Source organism: Sphingomonas sp. 37zxx, from assembly GCF_000786205.1.
GTDB lineage: Bacteria > Pseudomonadota > Alphaproteobacteria > Sphingomonadales > Sphingomonadaceae > Sphingomonas.
Genome location: NZ_JROH01000041.1, coordinates 1 through 20,052 on the forward strand (window position 1 = coordinate 1; position 20,052 = coordinate 20,052).

Consider the following 20,052-nt stretch of genomic DNA (forward strand, 5'->3'; position numbering starts at 1 on the left):
ACGCCTCGAGCGCCATCAGTGCGGCGCGGTCAATGCCCTTGCGCGGCAAGCCGTTTTCGGCGGCGCGGTCGAGGAAATGGCGCGCCAGTAATCCGATGTCCTGCCGCCGTTCGCGAAGCGATGGCAGCGCGATCGGCACCACGTTCAGCCGATAATATAAATCCTCGCGAAACTGGCCCTGCGCCACCTGGACCTGCAATTCCTTGTTCGTGGCAGCGACGATTCGAACGTCGACGCGGATCGTTCTTGCCCCACCCACGGTCGTGAACTCGCCCGATTGCAGCACACGCAGCAGCCGCGTCTGCGCCTCCATTGGCATATCGCCGATCTCGTCGAGGAACAGCGTGCCCCCCGCTGCCTGCTCGAACTTGCCCGCTACCCGTGCCGCCGCGCCGGTAAATGCACCGCGTTCATGGCCGAACAGCTCGGCTTCGATCAGTTCGCGCGGGATCGCCGCCATGTTGAGCGCGATGAACGGCGCTTGCCGACGCGGTCCCAGATCATGGATCGCGCGCGCCACCAGCTCCTTGCCGGTGCCCGATTCGCCCGAGATCAACACCGTCAGATCGTTCGCCACCACCCGCGCGATGACCCGGTACACCTCCTGCATCGGCGGCGATCTTCCGATCAGCGGCACGCCGGGATCTTCGCCGTCGATCGCATCGACAGGCCGCACCATCCGGCGCGCCAATGCCCCGCGCACGGTATCCGCCAACACGTCTAGGTCGAAGGGCTTTGGCAGGTAATCAAAGGCCCCCGCCTCGGTCGCGCGCACCGCCGTGGTCAGCGTATTTTGCGCCGACAATACGATCACCGGCAGGCGCGGATGCTGCTGGGTCAGCGTCATTACCAGGTCCAGCCCATTGCCGTCGGGCAGGATCACGTCGGTCACCACCACATCGGGCAGGCCATTGGCAGTTTCGGCCTGAAGCAATGCCAGTGTTGCGACGGTGGTCACCCGATGCCCTGCCCGCCTCAGCGACTGCGCGATTACGGTGCGGATCGCGGCGTCATCGTCGCACACCAAAATGCTGCCGACGGGGTTCATCCGCGCGCTCGCGGCAGCAGCAGGCGCAGCACCGTCCATTCAGGCTCTCCCTCTCGCGCATACCCGACGATGCCGCCCATATCGCGCACTAGCTTGTCGACCAGCGGCAAGCCAAGGCCCTGCCCTTCGGGCTTGCCCGAGACGAAGGGTTCAAACAGGTGCGCGGCAATATCGGCGGGTGCGCCGGGGCCATTGTCCATGACGCAGATTTCGATCGGCAATGGCTGGCGCGGGCGACCAGGCCCGACGCTGGCCGACATGCCGTGGCGATACGCCGTAGTGATCACGATGCGCCCTTCCTCCTGCCCGGCTACGGCTTCGGCGGCATTTTTGAGCAGGTTGAGCATCACCTGCAGGAAGCGATCCTTGTCGAGCATCACCGGCGGCAGCGAGGGATCGAACTTCTCCTCGATCACCAGATCACGCGCAAAGCCCGCACTGGCGACGCGGCGGACATGAGCGAGCAGTGGATAGATATTGGCGGCGGCCAGCGCGGGTGCCCGGGTGTCGGTGAAATCCTGCATCCGGTCGATCAGCGCCGCGATCCGATCGACTTCGGTGGTGATCAATTCGGTCAACTCGCCATCACCGCCGCCCGATCCCAATAACTGGGCGGCACCGCGAATGCCCGAAAGCGGATTTTTGATCTCATGCGCCAGCATCGCTGCTGCGCCCACAGCGGCTCGCCCGCCCGCGCCCCGGTCGCCGGCCGTATGCCGCCGTGCCACCGCCAGGTCATGCAGCGTCACAACTCGCCAGCCCGGGTGATCCGCCAGCATCGCCTCGATCAGATCGACGCGAATGCGATGGCCGCGCTGCGTTGAAAGCTCGGTGTCGAACAATGCCAGACCGCGGTCGCGGCGCGCGGCATATTCCTCGGGAAGGTCGAGGACCTGATGAAAGCCAAGCCCCAGCATCGATCGCTCGGACTGGTTGAGCAATTGTTCGCATGCGCTGTTGGCGAACATCACGCCATCGCCGGCATCGAGCACCAGTACTGCCACCGGCAACGCCGCGAACAAATCGGTAAATGCAGGCGAGCCCGCCTTGGCGATCACGCCGCCGCACGCGAGCGCCAGGGGGCGTAAAATTCCGCCAGCATCGCCTGCACGGTGCGCGGATCGGCAATCTGGTTCACGCGGTTTCGGAACTCCGCCGATCCATGCAGTCCGCGCGTGTACCAGCCGATATGCTTGCGCGCCATGTTGACCCCGGTTTCGATCCCGTAATGGCTCAACATCGCGTCATAATGCTCGGCGATCAGGTCATATTGCTCGCTGATCGACGGATCGGCGACTTCGCGGCCCGTGGCGAACCACTGCATCACCTGCCCCAACAGCCAGGGCCGACCATAGGCACCGCGTCCGATCATCACGCCATCGGCACCCGATTGCTCAAGCGCGGCTTCAGCATCGGCGATCGAGCAAATGTCGCCATTGGCGATCACCGGCAGCGACACCGCATCCTTCACCCGCCGAATAAACGCCCAATCGGCCGACCCCTTGTACATCTGGTTCCGCGTCCGGCCATGCACGGTGATCAGCTTGACCCCCAGGTCTTCGGCGATCCGCGCAAGTTCGGGAGCGTTCAGGCTATCATGGCACCAGCCCATCCGCATTTTCAGCGTCACCGGCACCTTCACCGCTTTCACGGTGGCGTCGATGATCGCTGCGGCATTGGGCAGGTCGCGCATCAATGCCGAGCCTGCGTCACCATTGACGATCTTTTTGACCGGGCAGCCCATGTTGATGTCGATGATCGCCGCGCCGCGATCTTCGTTCAGCTTGGCGGCTTCGGCCATCTCATAGGCCGTGCAGCCGGCAAGCTGCATCGAGATCGGCTCCTCGACCACATCCCAATCGGCCTTTTGCAGCGACTGGCGGGTCTCGCGGATCATCGCCTGGCTGGCGATCATCTCGGTGACGTTCAGTCCCGATCCGAAACGGCGAACCAGGGTACGGAACGGCCGATCGGTCACGCCGGTCATCGGTGCCAGCAGCACCGGACTGTCGATACGCACCGACCCGATCTCGATCGGCCTGAAGTTATGGAGCTTTGGGGTTTGCATGGCGTGCCTAAAAATCGGGCAAGCACTACAGCCGGGGCGTGACAATGGCAAGACTGGCGGCAGTCTCCGGCTTGCGCTAGGCGGCAGCGATGGCCAAGCACCGCACCGCCGCGCTGATCGTCGCCGCCGGCCAAGGCGTCCGCGCGGGTGGCGATCGTCCGAAGCAATACTCGATGCTTGCTGGCAAACCGATGCTGGCGCATTCCTATGGCGCATTCACTGACCATCCGGCGGTCGACGCCATCCTGGTGGTGATCGCCGAGGATCAGGTGCCTAGCTTGCGCGCGGCGATGGGGGACATCCCGTTCGTGACCGGCGGCGCGACCCGGCGCGATTCGGTGCGGCACGGGATCGAAGCGTTGGAACGACAGGGCTTCGACCGGGTGCTGGTCCATGACGCTGCCCGACCTTTCGTGTCGCGGGCTATCATCGATTCGCTGCTGGCTGCATTGGTTGACCATAAGGGGGCGGTGCCAGCCTTGCCGGTGGCCGATACGCTGGCCCGTGGCGATGCGCGGCTGGGTGACACGGTCTCGCGAGACGAGCTACGGCGTATTCAGACGCCCCAGGCGTTTCACTTGCCCGAACTATTGGCCGCGCACCGCGTTTGGCCTGCTGATGCCGAAGCGACCGACGACGCACAGATGCTGCGCGCTGCCGGCCACGCGGTCGGCATCGTCGAAGGAGATCGCATGCTCGAAAAAGTTACCCACCCAGGCGATTTCGCCGCCGCTGAAGCTGCGCATGCGACCAACCTCATCAGCCGATCGGCCAGCGGTTATGACGTCCATCGGCTCGAGGCGGGTGAGCAACTATGGCTGGGCGGCGTGCTGATCCCGCATGACAAGGGACTGTCGGGGCATAGCGATGCCGATGTCGGGCTGCATGCGATCACCGACGCGCTGCTGGGAACGATCGCGGCTGGCGATATCGGCATGCACTTTCCGCCGAGTGACCCGCAATGGAAGGGGGCCGATTCGGCGCAGTTTCTGCAGCACGCCGCCGGGCTGGTTGCGGCGCAGAGCGGTATCCTCGATTTCGTCGACCTTACCCTTATTTGCGAAGCGCCAAAGATCGGCCCGCATCGCGACGCGATACGGTCGCGGATTGCCGACTTGCTTGGCTTGTCGATCAGCCGCGTCAGCATAAAGGCAACCACTACCGAGCGTTTGGGGTTTACCGGACGGGGCGAAGGAATAGCCGCCATGGCCACCGCCACCGTCCGCCTGCCAGGAAATATGTAATGCGTATCGCGTCCCTGCTGACCATCATCGTCGCGATCGCAGTTCCCGGTATCGCCATCGCTCAAACCGCGCGGCCCTGTGTGCCGCAGCGTGAGGCCGAGGCATTGTTCCTGTACATGGCGCCCGAAGTTATTCGCCAGACGGGCCGCACCTGCTCGGCGAACCTGCCCGCCAATGCCTTGCTTCGCCGCCAATCGGGGCCGTTCCTCGCCAAGTTCCAGAGCGAGTCGGCCAATGCCTGGCCGCTGGCCCGCGCAGCCCTCGCGCGGATCGCGGGTGCCGATATTCAGCAGATACTCGATTCGCAATTCGCCCAGCCCGCGGTCGCGCCGATGATGGCCCCCCTGCTGATCCAGCAGATCCGAGCGGAGGATTGCGCGAGTATCGAGCGAGTCGTTTCGCTGCTGGAGCCTTTGCCAGCGCGCAATGCCGCATCGCTGGTTACGACCATCCTGCAACTCGCCGGTGACAACGACGCCGAAGCGCGCCGCCGCCTGCCCCTCACCATTTGCCCCGCCGGAGCAACCCGATGACTCATCGCGACACGTTGCTGCCACAGGAACTGATCGACGCCGCTACGAAGGTGATCGAGGCAAACCGCGCCATCGGTCGCCGCATCACGCTGGCCGAAAGCTGCACCGGCGGTTTGGTCGCAGCAGCGCTCACCGAAATCCCCGGCTCGTCCGACGTGTTCGACGCCAGCTTCGTTACCTATTCGAATGAAGCCAAGAAGATGATGCTGGGCGTCAGCGGCGATGTGCTCGACACGTTCGGAGCGGTATCGGTCGCGGTGGCGTGGCAGATGGCACAGGCTGCCATCCTGCGATCGAGCGCCGACATCGCCGTCGCCATTACCGGCGTCGCCGGTCCCGGCGGCGGCACCGACAAAAAGCCGGTGGGCCGGGTGGTCTTCGCGGTCGCCGAACGCAGCGACGAACCACGCGAAGTAATGGCCGACGCGCGTGATTTCCCCGATACCGGGCGCGGCGGCGTGCGGCTTCAGGCGGCGCTTTGTGCGCTTGAACTATTGATGCCGCCGGCGGTCGAGCCATAAAGCACCGCTGCCCGGTCTTCGAACGCGCCGATCATCTTGCGAAGCGCACGATCGAACACCTGGCCCGCCAGCATCTCGAACATCCGATTCTTGAACTGAAAATCGACGCAGAAATCGACGAGGCAGCCGCCTTTGCCGTCATCGCGGAATTTCCAGTCGTTTATTAGATACTTCATCGGCCCGTCGAGATAGGCGACGTGGATATGGCCGGGCCGTTCCAACTGCACCTTGGACGTAAAGGTTTCTCGAAGCCCTTTGAAACCGACGATCATGTCGGCGATCAACTCGGACTCATTATGCGACCGCACCCGGATCGCACTGACCCAGGGAAGGAAATCGGCGTAGCGACCGACATCGGCGACCATGTCGAACATCTGCTCAGGCGAATACGGCAAATGCCGCGTCTCGGTATGCTTGGGCATTAGGTGCGCACACGCCCCAGCTTTTGCTCGCGTGCTGCCCGCAACCGGGCGAAATCTTCGCCGGCATGATAGCTTGACCGGGTAAGCGGCGACGATGCAACCAGCAGGAAACCCTTGGCGCGCGCGATCGCGGCATAGGCATCGAACGCCTGCGGGGTCACGAAATCCTCGACCTTCGCGTGACGCGGTGTCGGCTGAAGATACTGGCCCATCGTCAGAAAATCGACATCCGCCGATCGCATATCGTCCATCACCTGATGCACTTCGAGCCTTTGCTCGCCCAGTCCCATCATCACGCCTGATTTGGTGAAGATCGTCGGGTCGTGGCGCTTCACGCTTTCGAGCAGCCGAAGCGAAGCATAATAGCGCGCGCCCGGCCGAATCGTCGGATAGAGCCGCGGCACGGTTTCCAGATTGTGGTTGTACACGTCGGGCCGCGCGGTGACGATCGCCTCGACCGCCGCCTGCGCCTTGTTGCGGAAATCGGGGGTCAGGATTTCGATCGTCGTATCGGGTGTGGTCCGCCGCAATGCCTCGATCACCTTGACGAACTGCGATGCGCCGCCATCGGGCAGATCATCGCGATCGACCGAGGTAATGACGATGTGCTGCAAGCCCAACTCAGCGGCCGCATCGGCAGTATGCTGCGGCTCGAGCGGGTCGACCATGCGCGGCATCCCGGTCTTGACGTTGCAAAACGCGCAGGCGCGCGTGCAGACATCGCCCAGGATCATTACCGTCGCGTGTTTCTTGGTCCAGCATTCGCCGATATTGGGGCAGGCCGCTTCCTCGCAGACTGTTGCCAGATTGAGGCGGCGCATCAGCGCCTTGGTTTCGGCGAAACCCGTCGAATTGGGTGCCTTCACCCGAATCCAGTCGGGCTTGCGTGCGCGTGGCGGGTTGATTGCTGGGGTTGCTCGGGCGATACCATCGGTCATGATGGGCAGATAGCCACCAACCCATGCCAAAACAATGCCGGGAACCACTATCCGTTCCATCGATTTGTTAGTCAGTGCTAAATTGGTTTAGGCTAGCAACCGCCAGTTCCCGAGAGGATGACAATGACCTATTTCACCCACCTTGTTGACGGTTACCACCGCTTCCGCACGGCCGACCTTCGCCGGCAACATGATCGGTGGCTGGAATTGCGCGAGGGGCAAAGCCCGAAGGTGATGGTGATCGCCTGCTCCGACAGCCGCGTCGAGCCGTCGCAGATTTTCGACACGCTGCCTGGCGAGATTTTCGTCGTTCGCAACGTCGCGGCGCTTGTCCCGCCGTTTGAGACGCGCGCGGGCTTTCACGGCGTTTCGGCGGCACTGGAATTCGCGGTGACCAAGCTGCAGGTGGAAGAAATCGTCGTGATGGGTCACGGTGCCTGTGGCGGCTGCAATGCAGCCCTTAGCGGCGCGTTCCGCGACGCCGAACCGGGCGAAGGTGGCTTTATCGCCAGCTGGGTCACCATTTTGGATGAAGCACGCGAGCGCGTGAAAAGCCGCTGCGGCGATGGTCCCGACGCAGGCCGCGAAATGGAATATGAAGCGGTCCGCACATCGCTGACCAACCTTCAGAGCTTTCCCTTTGTGCAAAAGGCGATCGCCAACAAATCGCTCACGCTACACGGTGCCTATTTCGCGCTGGAGGACGGGCAGCTTCGCGTAATGGGCCAAGATGGCAAATTCACGTTCGCCCAGCCTGAGCAAGTCGACACTGACGCGATGGCTTCGCCGCAAGGCTAATCCGGCGAACGCTCCAACGCCGCCCGCGCCATCGCCTCGAAATCGGGGTCGAGCGTGGGCGGCGTCATCGGCACTTTGGCTTCCAACGCATCGGCAATCGCAGTCAGTGCCGCGATCCGTGCAGCCTTGCGGCTGTTGCCGTCGATGATCTGCCAAGGGGCTTGCACGGTCGATGTTCGCGCAAACATTTCGTCCATCGCCACCAGATAGTCCGCGCGGCGTGCCCGGTTGCGATAATCGTCCGCCCCGGTTTTCCACTGCTTCCACGCATCGTTCAGCCGCTCGGCGAATTCGCGGTCCTGGGTTTCTTGCGTGATATGCACGAACAGCTTCACGATCGTCGTGCCGATCGCGATTTGCTGGGCTTCAAATGCGTTGATTTCGTCATAGCCGCGCCGCCATTCGGCTTCGCTGGCATAGCCCTCGACCCGCTCGACCAGCACCCGCCCATACCAACTGCGATCGGCGATGTGGATATGGCCCCGCGCCGGGAGCCTTTGCCAGAAACGCCAGAGGAAATGTCGCGCCTTTTCGGCGGCGGATGGCGCTGCGATCGGCACCACCTCAAAAAATCGCGGATCCCAGTTCGATGTGAGCCGCTTGATGATGCCGCCCTTGCCGGCGGCGTCCCAGCCTTCGAGCACGATGATCGCGGCACGCTTGTGGACGATATGCGCCACCTGCACTTGCCACAGCCGCTGCTGCACCGCCTTCAGCGCCTCGTCATAGTCGCCTTTGAACTTCTTCCCCGCTTCGTAATTCGACAGGTTCAGGCTGCCCTCGCGCTTGGCGGCGGAGGCGGGGGCGGATTGCTTCGAAGTTTTGGCCATCGGAGCAGCATGCTCACCCCCGGCCCGATGATGCAAGCATGACGCGAGTTGGGTCCAACCCGGACCGCAATGCTTGCATCACCCTCAACGGGCCGGGCCACGCCCCGGCTCACGCCTTGGGCGCGGGCTCCACCACGCGGATGTGCAGCTCGCGAAGCTGCTTGGCGCTCACCGCCGATGGCGCGCTCATCATCAGGTCTTCGGCGCGCTGGTTCATCGGGAACAACACCACTTCGCGGATATTGGGCTCGCCCGCGAGCAGCATCACCATCCGGTCAATGCCGGGTGCCGATCCGCCATGCGGTGGTGCGCCGCACTTGAAGGCGTTGATCATGCCCGCGAAATCACGATCGACGTCTTCCTGTGAATAGCCGGCGATTTCAAACGCCTTGTACATGATCTCGGGCTTGTGGTTCCGGATCGCGCCCGACGACAATTCAACGCCGTTGCAGACGATGTCATACTGATATGCCAGGATGTCGAGCGGGTCCTTGCCTTCGAGCGCGGCCATCTCGCCCTGCGGCATGCTGAAGGGGTTGTGGCTGAAATCGACCTTTTTGGCCTCCTCGTCATATTCGAACATCGGGAAGTCGACGATCCAGCAGAATTCGAAGCGGTTCTGGTCGATCAACTCAAGCTGCTCGCCGATCCGGGTGCGCGCCGCGCCCGCGAGCTTGGCCGCCTGCAGTTCCTTGCCCGCGGCAAAGACAATGCCGTCATCGGGGCCAAGGCCAAGCGCCTCGACCAGCTTGCGCGTCGCTTCCTCGCCATGATTCTTAGCGATCGGCCCGCCGAACTCGCCGCCCTTCTGGGTGATGTAGCCAAGGCCGGCATGGCCTTCGCTACGTGCCCAATCGTTGAGGTCGTCAAAGAATTTTCGGCTCTTGCCTGCGGTATTCGGCGCGGGGATCGCGCGCACCACACCGCCGCCTTCGACGATCCGGTCGAACAGACCGAAGCCTGACCCACGAAAATGATCGGTCACATCGGTGATGATGATCGGGTTGCGAAGATCAGGCTTGTCGCTGCCATATTTCAGCATCGACTCGCGGTAAGGAATCCGCGCGAAGGGGAGCGGCGAAACTTGGCGACCCTTGCCCTGCCAGTCGGCGAATTCCTCGAACACCCCGTGCAGCACCGGCTCGATTGCCTGGAACACATCTTCCTGCGTCACAAAGCTCATCTCGAAATCGAGCTGGTAAAATTCACCTGGGCTGCGATCGGCGCGTGCATCCTCGTCGCGGAAGCATGGCGCGATCTGGAAATAACGGTCGAAGCCAGCGACCATCAGCAGCTGCTTGAACATCTGCGGTGCCTGCGGCAGCGCGTAGAATTTGCCCGGATGGACCCGGCTGGGCACCAGATAGTCGCGCGCGCCCTCAGGCGAAGACGCGGTCAGGATCGGCGTCTGGAATTCGGTGAAACCCTGGCCGATCATCCGGTTGCGAAGCGAAGCGATCACGTTCGAGCGCAGCATGATGTTGGCGTGGATCCGCTCGCGCCGCAGGTCGAGGAAGCGATAGCGAAGCCGGATGTCTTCGGGATAATCGGCCTCGGCCGATACCGGGAGCGGCAAATCATGCGCCATGCTCTGCACCGTCGCCTCGATCGCGCGAACCTCGATCGCCCCGGTCGGCAAATTGGGGTTCACCGCCTCGGGTGAGCGCGCGACCACCTTGCCGGTGATCGTCACCACCGATTCGCTACGCAGCGACTCGATCACCGCAAAGGCGGGACCGTCGACTTCGGTGACGATCTGGGTGATGCCATAATGGTCGCGCAGGTCGACGAACACCAGATCGCCATGGTCACGCTTTTTGTGGACCCAGCCCGATACGCGGACTTCCTGTCCGACATCTTCGGCGCGAAGGGCACCGCAATGGTGTGTGCGATAAGCGTGCATGGCTGTTCTTCCAGTCTTTCGTCACCCCGGCGAAACTCGGGCCTGGTGCCACGCGCGCTGCGGCTGTGGCGGAAGACCCCGGATTTGGTCGGGACGACGGTTAAATATGCGGTGGCCGCGCATCCTTCCCCTACCCCACTTTGTCAAGGCGACAGACCGGGCTATGGGGGCGGGATGCATATTCATGGTCTTATCGACGACAACGCCGCCATCGCCAATCTCTGCCACCGCCTGGCGCAGTCGCCCTTTGTGGTGGTTGATACCGAGTTCATGCGCGAAAACAGCTATTGGCCCGAATTGTGCCTGATTCAGATCGCCGACGCGAACGAAGCCGCCGCGATCGATCCGATGCAGCCGGGTATCGACATGAAGCCGGTGCTCGACCTGCTGACCGAGAACGAGGACGTGCTGAAGGTTTTCCACGCCGGGGGCCAGGACATCGAAATCGTTTATAACCTCACCGGCAAGACGCCGCATCCGCTGTTCGATACCCAGATCGCCGCCATGGCGCTGGGGCAAGGTGAACAGATCGGCTATTCCAATCTGGTCGACAGCTATCTCGGCATCACCGTAGACAAGGGCGCGCGCTTTACCGACTGGTCGCGCCGCCCGCTCGATGCGCGCCAGATCGACTATGCCATCGCCGATGTGACTCATCTTGCGGTGATCTTCCCCAAAATGCTCGAAAAGCTGCGCAAAACCGGGCGCGGGCTGTGGCTGGACGAAGAGATGGAGCGCCTGGCCGATCCCGCCAATTATTTCAACGACCCCGAGGAAGTATGGCACCGGGTGCGGATCGCCAGCCGCAAGCCCGAAGTTCTGGGCCGGCTGAAGGCGCTGGCGAAATGGCGCGAGATCGAAGCGCAGGGCAAGGATCTGCCGCGCGGGCGAATCGTCAAGGACGAGACCATCGCCGACCTCGCGGGCAATCCCCCGCGCAAGCAAAGCGATCTCGCCAAGGTTCGTGGGCTTTCGGCCACCTGGGCGGGCAACGACATCGGCGCGCGTCTGATGGCGGCGATCGAATCGGCGGTGCCGATGCCCGCCGATGAAATGCCCGGCCGTGACGATCGCAAGAACGGGATGGGCAAGGACGGCGCGTTGGTCGCCGACTTGCTCAAGCTGCTGCTGAAGATCCGCTCGCGCGACATCAACGTTGCCTCGAAGCTGTTGGCGCGAAGCGACGACCTCGAGGCCTTGGCCGGCGGCCAGCGCGAAGGACTGTCGATCCTCGAGGGCTGGCGCTTTGAGCAATTCGGCCGCGACGCGCTGGCGCTGGTCGAGGGACACCTGGCCTTTGCGGTCAAGGGCGGCAAGCTGAAGATGACTCGCGCCGAGGACGCCGAATGATCCGCTGGATGCCGATATCGATGCTTGCCCTGGTTGGCTGCACGCCGATGCCCGAGGTAACGACGCCCGCAGCCGCGGCTGGCGCGCAATGCGATGTCAGCAAGATGGCGGGGCTTGCCGGGGACCGCGCCACCCCTGCGCTGATCGACCGGGCAAAAGCCGAATCGGGCGCGGCCGTCGTTCGCCGCTACGAAACCGGATCGGCGCTGACCATGGATTTCCGCACCGACCGGCTGAACGTCGAAGTCGATGGCAGCGGCCTGATCGTAAAGCTTAGCTGCGGCTGAGCCCGTCGCTGCCGACACAGGCCGCCGTCAGCCCGAATACCGCCGCCAGCGCGCGATGCCGTCGCTCGACGGCTTCGCCATACAGGTCGCCAGCGCCGTCATCCAGCCGCAGTTCGAGCGCACCCGGCGACTTCGCCAGTGCACTGCACGTAAGCGGCGATGCCACGCCGCCGCTCAGCCGCTGGCCCAGCCGCATCGCCAGGCCCCAACGCATCGCGGTTTCGAGGGCATCGGGATCGGCAAGCCGGACCAGCGGATCGGGCGATTCGGTGCCACCGCCGAAACGGGTGAACAATGCCTGCGCCAGCAATGCCCGGCCATATGCGTCGATCGCCACCCAATTACCGTGCAGCGCCACTTCCAGCCCACGTTCGGCGCGGAAATCGGGGTTCGCGAGCCACGCTACGTCGGCGAGCAGGCAGGCGGCATGGCGAAGCCGCGCGAGCGCCTCGCTCTCGTCGGCGAACAAGGGCGCGATCCAGCGGTCGAGCAAGTCGCCATGCTCGGGAAACCGGCCAAGCCGCTGCCCTTCGGCACGCGCCGCGACGATCAGCGGGTCTTGCCTTTGGGTGTCGAGGTCAAGCCGCTGAAACAACAGCCCCTCGCGCAACCCATAGGCCGATGCGACAACCTGCTCCGGTCCCAGGTGACGGATGAGCGAACTCAGCACCGACGCTGCATCGCGCATCGTCGGGATACGACCGCTGGAAAGGTTCGGGATCGCTCGCAACTTGCCTTTGGAAATATGGCCAAGCGTGCGAATGATCCGCGCGACGGTATCGGCACCCATGGTGTAGCCATGGATCACCGGCAGCGGATAACCGGTCTGATGCATGTCGAGCCGCGCCAGCGCCCGCCACGACCCACCGACAAGATATAGCGGCAGGCCAATGCCTCGTCCGGTCCAACCGGCATCCCGCAGCCTTTGGGCGATGTTGCGATCGAGCACGCCCTTGCCCTGTTCACGAAGCGCGCCGATCCGCAGCACGCCCAGCGGGAACGACACACGCTCATGGATGGTGCCATTGTGAACGCGCACCAGTTCCAGGCTGCCCCCGCCCAGATCGCCGACGATGCCGTCGGCGTCGGGTATCGCCGACAACACGCCGTGCCCGGCCGCCATCGCCTCTTCCTCGCCCGACAATGTCTCGACCGTCAGCCCGGCGCGCTCGGCCATGGCGATCAACTCGTTACCATTGCTGGCGTCCCGGACGGCGGCGGTGGCGACCGTCCGTACTTCGGTTGCTTCCATTTCGCGGGCAAGCATCGCGAACCGTGCAAGCGCCGGGCGTGCGACCGCCAGCGCCTCGTCGGCAATCCGTCCGGTTTCGGCAAGGCCGCGCCCGAGCCCCGCCATCACCTTTTCGTTGAACAATGTCGCGGGCAACCGCGGCGGCCCCTCATACACGACCAGACGGATCGAATTCGATCCGATGTCGATGATCGCGGTGCGCTTATGCCCTAGGCGCATGTCGGCATGTGGTTTGCGGAAGAACAGGCTCACGCCGCGCCGCCACCGGCGGGCGTACGCCTGCGCCGTAGCGACAATTTGGGCACCGTTTCGCGCGCGGACAGCGCCGCGCCGCGTCCCGACAGCGAAGGATTGGTCATGAAATACCGATGCAGGTTGAACGGCCGCGTGCCGGGTTCGTCGCGCTCATATTGGCCATCGGGCTGCAATTCCCAGCTTTGTTCGGTGTCGAGCAGGTTCGCGACCATCACCTGATCCAGTATCTGATCGTGGACGGTTCGATTGATGATCGGCAACATAAACTCCACCCGCCGGTCGAGGTTGCGTGGCATCCAGTCAGCCGACGAAATATACAGCCGCGCGCCGTCATTGGGCAGCGCCTTGCCATTGCCGAAAGCCCAGATTCGGCTGTGCTCCAGGAACCGTCCGACCACCGATTTGACCCGGATATGATCGGACATGCCGGGAACGCCGGGGCGCAGGCAACAGATGCCGCGAATGATCAGGTCGATCTCGACCCCCGCCCCGCTCGCTTCGTACAGCTTCTCGATCACCGCCGGATCGACCAGCGAGTTCATCTTGGCCCAGATTGCGCCGGGCTTGCCCGAGCGGACGTTCGCAATTTCCTGATCGATCAATTCTATCAGCGAGTTCCGCAGATCACGCGGGCTGATGCTCAACCGTTCCAGATCGACGGGTTCGACATAACCGGTGATGTAATTGAAAATCTTCGCCGCATCGCGCCCCAGCCGGGGATCGGCGGTAAAGAAGCTGAGATCGGTATAGATTTTGGCGGTGACCGGGTGATAATTGCCGGTGCCGAAATGGCAGTAGGTGCGAAACTCATTGCCCTCGCGCCGGACGACCATCGACACCTTGGCGTGAGTCTTCCAGTCGATAAAGCCATAGACCACCTGCACCCCCGCGCGTTCGAGCGCCGAGGCCCAGAGCAGGTTCTGCTCCTCATCGAAGCGCGCCTTGAGTTCGACAACGGCGGTCACCGATTTGCCCGCTTCGGCGGCGGCGATCAGCGCGTTGACGACCGCCGATTGCTTGCCCGCGCGGTACAGCGTCTGCTTGATCGCAACCACGTCGGGATCACCCGCCGCCTGCTTCAGAAACGCCAGCACGACGTCAAACGATTCATAGGGGTGATGGACGACGATGTCCTTGGCCTTGATCGCCGCGAAGCAATCGCCGCCATATTCGCGGATCCGCTCAGGGAAACGTGGCGAGAAGGGCGGGAATTTCAGGTCGGGGCGGTCTTCCTCGACCAACGCGGCGAGATCGCCGATCCCCAGGAAACCGCCGGTCTCGGTGAGCAGTGCGTCGCTGCCCCCCAGTTCTTCCTTCAGCACCGCTTCCAGTTCGGGGCTGATGCCGGTTTCCATCTCCAGCCGGATCACCCGGCCCCGCCGCCGCCGCTTGATCGCGGTGCGGAAGTACAGCACCAGATCCTCGGCCTCTTCCTCCAGTTCGATGTCGCTGTCGCGCAGCACGCGGAACGACGCTGCCGCCTTGATCTCATAGCCCGGAAACAGCAGTGGCGCGAACCGCTTGAGCATCGCATCGACGGTCACGTAGCGCGCCGGGTCGGCGGGCAAGCGGATGAAGCGCGGTAGCGTCGATGCCAGCAGCACCAGCTCGCGGATCGCCTGCCCGTCAGACTTGCGGACCAGGTCGAAAATCACGCTCGACCCCTTGTTGGGGATGAACGGGAAAGGGTGCGCGGGATCTAGCGCCTGCGGGGTGAGGATGGGGAAAATCTGCTCGCGGAAATGCCGCTCGAGCCATTCGCCCGATTCGCCGGTGATCGTTGCCGGTTCGAGCACGTCGATCCCCGCATTGCTCAGGTCGCCGCGAATATCGTCCCACACCGCCTGCTGCGCGTGCGCCAGATCGCTTGCACCCGCCACGATCGCGCTCAATTGCTGGCTGGGCGTCAGCCCGTCGATCGAGCGCAGTTCGACCTCCTGCAACTGCTGGCCCTTCAATCCGGCGACGCGGACCATGAAAAATTCGTCGAGGTTCGATCCCGATATCGACAGGAAGCGAAGCCGCTCCAGCAGCGGATGGGCACGATTGCGCGCCTCCTCCATCACCCGGCGGTTGAACGCCAGCCAGGAAAGCTCGCGATTGAAATAGCGGCTGCTGGTGCGCGCGACGAACGGATCGTCGTCGGTCAAGTCGACGCCGGGCGTCTCGAAATTAGGGCGTACCGGCCGGGTCATGTTTCCTCGCGCGGTGTTGGGGCGGGGCAATCGCCCAGGTCTAGTTCGCCGCGCATGTGGACCAGCAGCCCCGATGCTTGCAAGGCCGATCGGGCCAAAGGCAGCGTTATCCGCCGGGTATCGCGCGCCATCGCTTCATTGTCGAGCGCATCGACGATCCGCGTCAGCGCCAGATAGGTCCGCTCGACCCGCTTGAGCATCCACCCGATCGCTTCCTCGCGCACGTCCAGTTCGTGGCGGTCGAATTGCTGGCGAAGGATCGCGGCGAACAGCCCGTCATCGGGCTCTTCGATCCGCAGCACTGGCGTTGCGGCCAGTCGCGACCGAAGATCGGGCAGCCGAACGCTCCATTCAGGCGGCGCAAAGTCCGCCACCAGCAGCAACGGCTTGTGATCGGCCTGCGCCAGGTTCCAGGCATGAAAGATCGCGGTTTCCGAGGCGCGCCCGGCATCGTCGATCATCTGTCCACCGGCACGCCTCGTAAACAGCCGCGCGAGCAGGCTGCGCCCCGATTTGCGCGGCCCCACCAGCAAAGCTGCCATGACAGGCCACGTTCCCCAATGTTCGAGATGGTGGACGACACGGGCATTGGCGTCGCCGACGATAAACTCGTCCTTGCGCGCTCCCTCGGGTCGTTGGAGCGGCAGGCGAAGCTGGGTCATTCGTCCTGTGCCGCCTCCGCCGGGGCTGGGGGGGCCGCCTGTGGCCGCCGAATACGAAGCGTAGTGCCGTTGCGATCGACCTCCCAACCCCGCGCCGCCAGCGCTGCTGCCAACCCGTCGGCACTACCGTCATAACTGACCCGCATCACCGATACTCCGCCGAGAGCAAGGCTGCCGGTGATCGCCGATTGCACACCCGGAACCCCACGCACCGCCGCCTCCGACGACGCGACCGCACCAGCGGATGGCGTATCGAACTGCACACTGAACACCATCGCGGTGGCGATCGGCGTTTCCGAAAGCCCCTCCAGATCGTCGCCTTCGCTCAACTCCTCCGTGGCAGCTGCAGCATTGGGGTCAGGAACGACGGCGGCCAACAGCGTGTCGGGGCGAAGCGTTCCATTGCGCAATCCGGCTTGATACGCCTCGTCCATCCGCTTCACCCCGGCGTCGAGCAGCGCCGGCAGGCCATCGCCATTGTCCACGCGCAATGTGAACCGGGTGAGTTCGCGATTGTCGGGACCATAGCCCGCCCTGAACGCGCCGATCACCGGGCCGCCGGGCCATTGACGATACAGGCGGACCTCGGGGAACAGCACGTCGTCTGCACCATATTGGTCGAGGATCGTTCGCCACCAGCCTCGCCCGGCCCGGTCCTGCTGGCCGGCGTTCAGCAACAGCGCATCAGGCCCGCTGCCCGCCGGGCGAACATAATCCACCGAGCTGTTGCCGGTGCGAAACCGTGCCCATGCCGCCTGCCACGGCGTCGCGCTTTCAAACGTCGTGCCCACCCCGCCCGACCATTGCACCGGAACGATCAGCATCGGCGGCGATCGCACCAGCGTATTCGACACGCCCAAAATCTGCGCCGCCCGCGCACGATTGAACAGCAAGCCAAGCTTGGCGATGTAGCGTTTCGGCCCGATCTGCTCGTCCTCGACGATGATCCCGGTCACCAGCGAATCGAGCGCCGAATCGGAAAGCGAGGTGCTGCGCCCGGTCAGCCGCTGCGAAAGCTGCGCCCAGCCCTTGCGCTGCGCCAGACGCCAGCCGCCCAACCGCGCCGCCTCGGCATTGGCACCCACGACATCGACCGCGACGCTAGAAACCTCGAAACTGCCCGAACTGGCGATCGGCGCTGCGCCACTGCCCCCTTCGATCTGCGCGAGCGCGAACCCGCCGGCCCCGATAAGGGCAAGACCCGCGCCGGCGCGAAGCGCGAATGAAATCGAAAGCTGAAACATATCGTGTGCCTTTTGGCGAAGCGGACGTGGAAATCCAAGGGCGATATGGCTAGGCGCTGTCGGATGAGCGATTCCGATCGGAGCGGCGGCTCCTATACCTACGCACAAGCAGGCGTGTCGATCGCCGCGGGCAATGCATTGGTGCGCGCGATCGCGCCATTGGCAAAGGCGACTCGGCGGCCCGGCGCCGATGCGTCGCTAGGCGGCTTTGGCGGCGTGTTCGATCTGAAGGCGGCGGGTTTCACCGATCCGCTGTTGGTCGCCGCCAATGACGGCGTCGGCACGAAGCTGAAGCTGGCGATCGAGCATGACCGGCATGACGGGGTCGGGATTGATCTGGTCGCGATGTGCGCCAACGATCTGATCGTCCAGGGTGCCGAGCCATTGTTTTTCCTGGATTATTACGCCAGCGGCAAGCTCGACAACGCCGTCGCCGAGCGGGTAATCGCCGGCATTGCCGAGGGCTGCCGCCAGGCGGGATGCGCGCTGATCGGGGGCGAAACCGCCGAAATGCCCGGCATGTATGCCGATGGCGATTACGACCTTGCCGGCTTTTGCGTCGGCGCGGTTGAGCGCGAGGCATTGCTCGACGGCCGTGCGATCGCCCCGGGCGACGTCATTCTGGGGCTGGAGTCCGCCGGGGTCCATTCGAACGGCTATTCGCTGGTTCGCCGCCTTGCCGCCGATCATGGCTGGAAGCTCGACCGCCCGTCGCTGTTCGATCAGGATGTCCTGCTGATCGACGCGCTGATGGCCCCAACGCGGATTTACGTCGCCAGCCTGTTGCCGCTGCTGCGCGCCCGGCAAATTCATGGGCTCGCGCATATCACCGGCGGCGGCTTGCTCGAAAACGTGCCCCGCGTGCTGCCCGATGGGTGTCACGCGATGATCGACGCCGATAGCTGGCCCCTTCCCCGCCTGATGGCGTTCCTGCAAGCACAGGGGCGGATCGAGCCCGAAGAACTCGCGCGCACGTTCAATTGCGGCATCGGCATGGTCGCGATCGTCGCGGCGGACGAAGCCGATACCATATCCGCCGCGCTGGAGGCGTCGGGCGAAACGGTCCACCGCATCGGGCGGATCGAGGCGGGCGAAAAGGGCTGCACCGTCGCCGGATCAGTCGAAACCTGGAGCGCGCGCGCGGGCTGGACCGCGACTCATGCGGGCTAAAGCGCGCGTCGCGATCCTGATTTCGGGCAGCGGTACCAATATGGCCGCGCTGCTCTATGCCTCGCGCGCGCCTAGTTGCCCCTATGAAGTGGTGCTGGTCGCCTCCAACCAACCCGATGCCGCCGGGCTGAGGCTCGCGGCGGCGGAGGGCGTGGCGACCTTCGCGCTGTCGCACCGGGGAATGGACCGCGAAAGCCACGATGCCGCAATGGACGAGGCAATCCGCGCAAGCGGGGCCGATCATGTCGCGCTGGCGGGCTATATGCGCATCCTCACCCCCGGCTTCGTGCGTCGCTGGGAGGGGCGGATGCTCAATGTCCATCCTTCGCTGCTGCCCAAATATAAGGGACTGCACACCCATCAACGCGCTCTGGACGCTGGCGATGCCGTTGCGGGATGCAGCGTGCATCTGGTGACGGCAGCGCTCGATGACGGGCCGGTGCTGGGACAGTGCGCGGTGGCGATTCAGCCCGGTGACACCGCCGATACGCTGGCCGCGCGCGTGCTGATCGCCGAGCATCAGCTTTATGCACGGACGCTGGCGGATTATGTTTCGCGTGAGGCCGATCCCGAATGGATCGTCGCCCAGGTGGGCGAACTGGCGCTGGCATTGCCCGAAACCGACGCGCGCCCGTCGCACGGCGCACCCGGCTGGCGCGTGGGCGGCGAAAAGGCCGCCAAATATTTCGCCTATGTCTCGATCCATCACCACGGCGAGGAAGCCATTGCATTGCTGGTCAAAACCAGCGGCGCGGACGAGCAGGCGGCGCTCGTGGATCAGGATCCGGAGCTTTATTATCTACCCAAATTCTATGCGCCCTCGGGCTGGATCGCGATCCGCCTCGACACCGGGCGCACTGACTGGGATCATATCGCCGACTGGCTAAGCCGAAGCTGGCGCAGCGTTGCGCCAAAGCGGCTGACTCGGATGATAGATGTAATGGCGGAGTTTTGATTGAGATGAGCGACGAGCAATTTGGTCGAACAATTCAGCTGTTCCTGGTGAATGGTACGGCCAATGGGCTCCGCAAAGCTACTATTCATGGTTGGACAGGCCTAACTTTCGTCGCGACGGGCGCGACATTCAGTGCCCTGACCAGTAGAGCAGAGCTAGATCGGACGGGCATTTATATTTTGGCAGGGCCAGACACCGACGCGATCGGTGGATTGCGGGTGTATATTGGCTCCGCAAATAGTGTCCGCGAACGCATAAAACAAAGCGCTCAGCAGCGAGACTTTTGGGAAACAGCAATCGCTGTTACAACTAGTGATGATGACCTATCGAAAGGGCATGTCGAGTATTTAGCAGGCTGCTGAAAAATCCCACGGTTT

The 20,052-nt window shown here is 63.8% G+C and carries 20 protein-coding genes; 9 read left to right on the forward strand and 11 right to left on the reverse strand.

Annotated features, from left to right (window positions below):
* From QU44_RS13475 to dusB, 3 genes are all read right to left on the reverse strand, one after another.
* On the reverse strand, positions 1-1,048 hold a 1,048-nt coding region (locus tag QU44_RS13475), incomplete at its 3' end, for a sigma 54-interacting transcriptional regulator (RefSeq protein ID WP_033922867.1).
* A complete protein-coding gene (locus QU44_RS13480) occupies positions 1,045-2,106 on the reverse strand; it encodes a two-component system sensor histidine kinase NtrB (protein WP_033922842.1) in 1,062 nt (353 codons plus the stop codon). The genes QU44_RS13480 and QU44_RS13475, both read right to left, overlap by 4 nt.
* Positions 2,103-3,116 (reverse strand): tRNA dihydrouridine synthase DusB, encoded by a 1,014-nt coding sequence (gene dusB, locus QU44_RS13485; RefSeq protein WP_033922844.1) that lies wholly within the window; start codon positions 3,114-3,116, stop codon positions 2,103-2,105. Before dusB ends, QU44_RS13480 begins: the two co-directional genes overlap by 4 nt.
* A gap of 89 nt (positions 3,117-3,205) precedes the next feature.
* On the opposite strand from dusB, the gene QU44_RS13490 reads away from it, so the two are divergent.
* Genes QU44_RS13490 through QU44_RS13500 form a run of 3 tightly spaced genes read left to right on the forward strand, consistent with a single transcriptional unit; the run spans position 3,206 to position 5,414 of the window.
* Positions 3,206-4,360, forward strand: a complete 1,155-nt coding sequence (locus QU44_RS13490; protein ID WP_033922845.1) for a bifunctional 2-C-methyl-D-erythritol 4-phosphate cytidylyltransferase/2-C-methyl-D-erythritol 2,4-cyclodiphosphate synthase — start codon at positions 3,206-3,208, stop codon at positions 4,358-4,360.
* Positions 4,360-4,893 carry a hypothetical protein gene (locus QU44_RS13495; protein WP_033922847.1) on the forward strand — a complete coding sequence of 178 codons (534 nt, stop codon included), beginning with the start codon at positions 4,360-4,362 and terminating at the stop codon, positions 4,891-4,893. The genes QU44_RS13490 and QU44_RS13495 overlap by 1 nt, the downstream gene beginning before the upstream one ends.
* Positions 4,890-5,414, forward strand: coding sequence for a CinA family protein (locus tag QU44_RS13500; protein ID WP_033922849.1), 525 nt, complete (start codon positions 4,890-4,892; stop codon positions 5,412-5,414). Before QU44_RS13495 ends, QU44_RS13500 begins: the two co-directional genes overlap by 4 nt.
* On the opposite strand, the gene QU44_RS13505 is transcribed toward QU44_RS13500, so the two are convergent.
* The gene (locus QU44_RS13505; protein WP_033922851.1) at positions 5,360-5,836 is read right to left on the reverse strand and encodes a type II toxin-antitoxin system RatA family toxin; all 477 of its coding nucleotides are present in this window, start codon (positions 5,834-5,836) and stop codon (positions 5,360-5,362) included. The genes QU44_RS13500 and QU44_RS13505 overlap by 55 nt on opposite strands.
* Positions 5,836-6,774, reverse strand: coding sequence for a lipoyl synthase (gene lipA, locus QU44_RS13510; protein ID WP_033922869.1), 939 nt, complete (start codon positions 6,772-6,774; stop codon positions 5,836-5,838). The genes QU44_RS13505 and lipA overlap by 1 nt, the downstream gene beginning before the upstream one ends.
* A 123-nt stretch (positions 6,775-6,897) precedes the next feature.
* Here lipA and QU44_RS13515 point away from each other — a divergent pair, with 123 nt between their 5' ends.
* Positions 6,898-7,572 (forward strand): carbonic anhydrase, encoded by a 675-nt coding sequence (locus tag QU44_RS13515; RefSeq protein ID WP_052134856.1) that lies wholly within the window; start codon positions 6,898-6,900, stop codon positions 7,570-7,572.
* Here the strand turns inward: QU44_RS13515 and QU44_RS13520 are convergent.
* Both QU44_RS13520 and aspS read right to left on the reverse strand, forming a co-directional pair.
* Positions 7,569-8,402, reverse strand: a complete 834-nt coding sequence (locus QU44_RS13520; RefSeq protein ID WP_052134854.1) for a polyphosphate kinase 2 family protein — start codon at positions 8,400-8,402, stop codon at positions 7,569-7,571. The two genes, QU44_RS13515 and QU44_RS13520, sit on opposite strands and share 4 nt — an antisense overlap.
* A gap of 109 nt (positions 8,403-8,511) precedes the next feature.
* Positions 8,512-10,305: an aspartate--tRNA ligase gene (gene aspS / locus QU44_RS13525; protein WP_033922853.1), complete on the reverse strand. Its 1,794-nt coding sequence runs from the start codon at positions 10,303-10,305 to the stop codon at positions 8,512-8,514.
* Positions 10,306-10,479: 174 nt separating this feature from the next.
* Here aspS and rnd point away from each other — a divergent pair, with 174 nt between their 5' ends.
* Entirely contained in the window at positions 10,480-11,655 is a 1,176-nt protein-coding gene (gene rnd, locus QU44_RS13530) for a ribonuclease D (RefSeq protein ID WP_033922855.1), read from the forward strand.
* Positions 11,652-11,942 carry an I78 family peptidase inhibitor gene (locus tag QU44_RS13535; protein ID WP_033922857.1) on the forward strand — a complete coding sequence of 97 codons (291 nt, stop codon included), beginning with the start codon at positions 11,652-11,654 and terminating at the stop codon, positions 11,940-11,942. Before rnd ends, QU44_RS13535 begins: the two co-directional genes overlap by 4 nt.
* Here QU44_RS13535 and QU44_RS13540 read toward each other — a convergent pair.
* From QU44_RS13540 to QU44_RS13555, 4 genes are read right to left on the reverse strand one after another with little or no spacing between them, the layout of a single operon-like run.
* On the reverse strand, positions 11,929-13,413 hold the full coding sequence (locus QU44_RS13540) for a Ppx/GppA family phosphatase (RefSeq protein ID WP_033922875.1): 1,485 nt from the start codon (positions 13,411-13,413) through the stop codon (positions 11,929-11,931). The genes QU44_RS13535 and QU44_RS13540 overlap by 14 nt on opposite strands.
* A 29-nt stretch (positions 13,414-13,442) precedes the next feature.
* Positions 13,443-15,644: an RNA degradosome polyphosphate kinase gene (locus QU44_RS13545; protein ID WP_033922859.1), complete on the reverse strand. Its 2,202-nt coding sequence runs from the start codon at positions 15,642-15,644 to the stop codon at positions 13,443-13,445.
* Positions 15,641-16,306, reverse strand: coding sequence for an HdaA/DnaA family protein (locus QU44_RS13550; RefSeq protein ID WP_052134855.1), 666 nt, complete (start codon positions 16,304-16,306; stop codon positions 15,641-15,643). The genes QU44_RS13545 and QU44_RS13550 overlap by 4 nt, the downstream gene beginning before the upstream one ends.
* Positions 16,303-17,550 carry a hypothetical protein gene (locus tag QU44_RS13555; protein ID WP_033922861.1) on the reverse strand — a complete coding sequence of 416 codons (1,248 nt, stop codon included), beginning with the start codon at positions 17,548-17,550 and terminating at the stop codon, positions 16,303-16,305. The genes QU44_RS13550 and QU44_RS13555 overlap by 4 nt, the downstream gene beginning before the upstream one ends.
* A 63-nt stretch (positions 17,551-17,613) precedes the next feature.
* Between QU44_RS13555 and purM the strand changes: the two genes are divergently transcribed.
* Genes purM through QU44_RS17845 form a run of 3 tightly spaced genes read left to right on the forward strand, consistent with a single transcriptional unit; the run spans position 17,614 to position 20,037 of the window.
* Complete coding sequence (gene purM, locus QU44_RS13560; protein WP_033922863.1) at positions 17,614-18,720, forward strand: phosphoribosylformylglycinamidine cyclo-ligase; 1,107 nt, start codon at positions 17,614-17,616, stop codon at positions 18,718-18,720.
* Positions 18,710-19,675 carry a phosphoribosylglycinamide formyltransferase gene (purN, locus tag QU44_RS13565; RefSeq protein WP_033922865.1) on the forward strand — a complete coding sequence of 322 codons (966 nt, stop codon included), beginning with the start codon at positions 18,710-18,712 and terminating at the stop codon, positions 19,673-19,675. Before purM ends, purN begins: the two co-directional genes overlap by 11 nt.
* On the forward strand, positions 19,672-20,037 hold the full coding sequence (locus QU44_RS17845; protein WP_197054327.1) for a GIY-YIG nuclease family protein: 366 nt from the start codon (positions 19,672-19,674) through the stop codon (positions 20,035-20,037). The genes purN and QU44_RS17845 overlap by 4 nt, the downstream gene beginning before the upstream one ends.
* The last annotated feature ends 15 nt before the right edge of the window (positions 20,038-20,052 follow it).

What these genes read in the sequence shown, in the direction of transcription:
- dusB (WP_033922844.1), bottom strand. Translation starts at nt 3,116, where the DNA reads ATGCAAACCCCAAAGCTCCATAACTTCAGGCCGATCGAGATCGGGTCG.
- QU44_RS13490 (WP_033922845.1), top strand. Translation starts at nt 3,206, where the DNA reads ATGGCCAAGCACCGCACCGCCGCGCTGATCGTCGCCGCCGGCCAAGGC.
- QU44_RS13495 (WP_033922847.1), top strand. Translation starts at nt 4,360, where the DNA reads ATGCGTATCGCGTCCCTGCTGACCATCATCGTCGCGATCGCAGTTCCC.
- QU44_RS13500 (WP_033922849.1), top strand. Translation starts at nt 4,890, where the DNA reads ATGACTCATCGCGACACGTTGCTGCCACAGGAACTGATCGACGCCGCT.
- QU44_RS13505 (WP_033922851.1), bottom strand. Translation starts at nt 5,836, where the DNA reads ATGCCCAAGCATACCGAGACGCGGCATTTGCCGTATTCGCCTGAGCAG.
- lipA (WP_033922869.1), bottom strand. Translation starts at nt 6,774, where the DNA reads ATGACCGATGGTATCGCCCGAGCAACCCCAGCAATCAACCCGCCACGC.
- QU44_RS13515 (WP_052134856.1), top strand. Translation starts at nt 6,898, where the DNA reads ATGACCTATTTCACCCACCTTGTTGACGGTTACCACCGCTTCCGCACG.
- QU44_RS13520 (WP_052134854.1), bottom strand. Translation starts at nt 8,402, where the DNA reads ATGGCCAAAACTTCGAAGCAATCCGCCCCCGCCTCCGCCGCCAAGCGC.
- aspS (WP_033922853.1), bottom strand. Translation starts at nt 10,305, where the DNA reads ATGCACGCTTATCGCACACACCATTGCGGTGCCCTTCGCGCCGAAGAT.
- rnd (WP_033922855.1), top strand. Translation starts at nt 10,480, where the DNA reads ATGCATATTCATGGTCTTATCGACGACAACGCCGCCATCGCCAATCTC.
- QU44_RS13535 (WP_033922857.1), top strand. Translation starts at nt 11,652, where the DNA reads ATGATCCGCTGGATGCCGATATCGATGCTTGCCCTGGTTGGCTGCACG.
- QU44_RS13540 (WP_033922875.1), bottom strand. Translation starts at nt 13,413, where the DNA reads ATGCGCCTAGGGCATAAGCGCACCGCGATCATCGACATCGGATCGAAT.
- QU44_RS13545 (WP_033922859.1), bottom strand. Translation starts at nt 15,644, where the DNA reads ATGACCCGGCCGGTACGCCCTAATTTCGAGACGCCCGGCGTCGACTTG.
- QU44_RS13550 (WP_052134855.1), bottom strand. Translation starts at nt 16,306, where the DNA reads ATGACCCAGCTTCGCCTGCCGCTCCAACGACCCGAGGGAGCGCGCAAG.
- QU44_RS13555 (WP_033922861.1), bottom strand. Translation starts at nt 17,550, where the DNA reads ATGTTTCAGCTTTCGATTTCATTCGCGCTTCGCGCCGGCGCGGGTCTT.
- purM (WP_033922863.1), top strand. Translation starts at nt 17,614, where the DNA reads ATGAGCGATTCCGATCGGAGCGGCGGCTCCTATACCTACGCACAAGCA.
- purN (WP_033922865.1), top strand. Translation starts at nt 18,710, where the DNA reads ATGCGGGCTAAAGCGCGCGTCGCGATCCTGATTTCGGGCAGCGGTACC.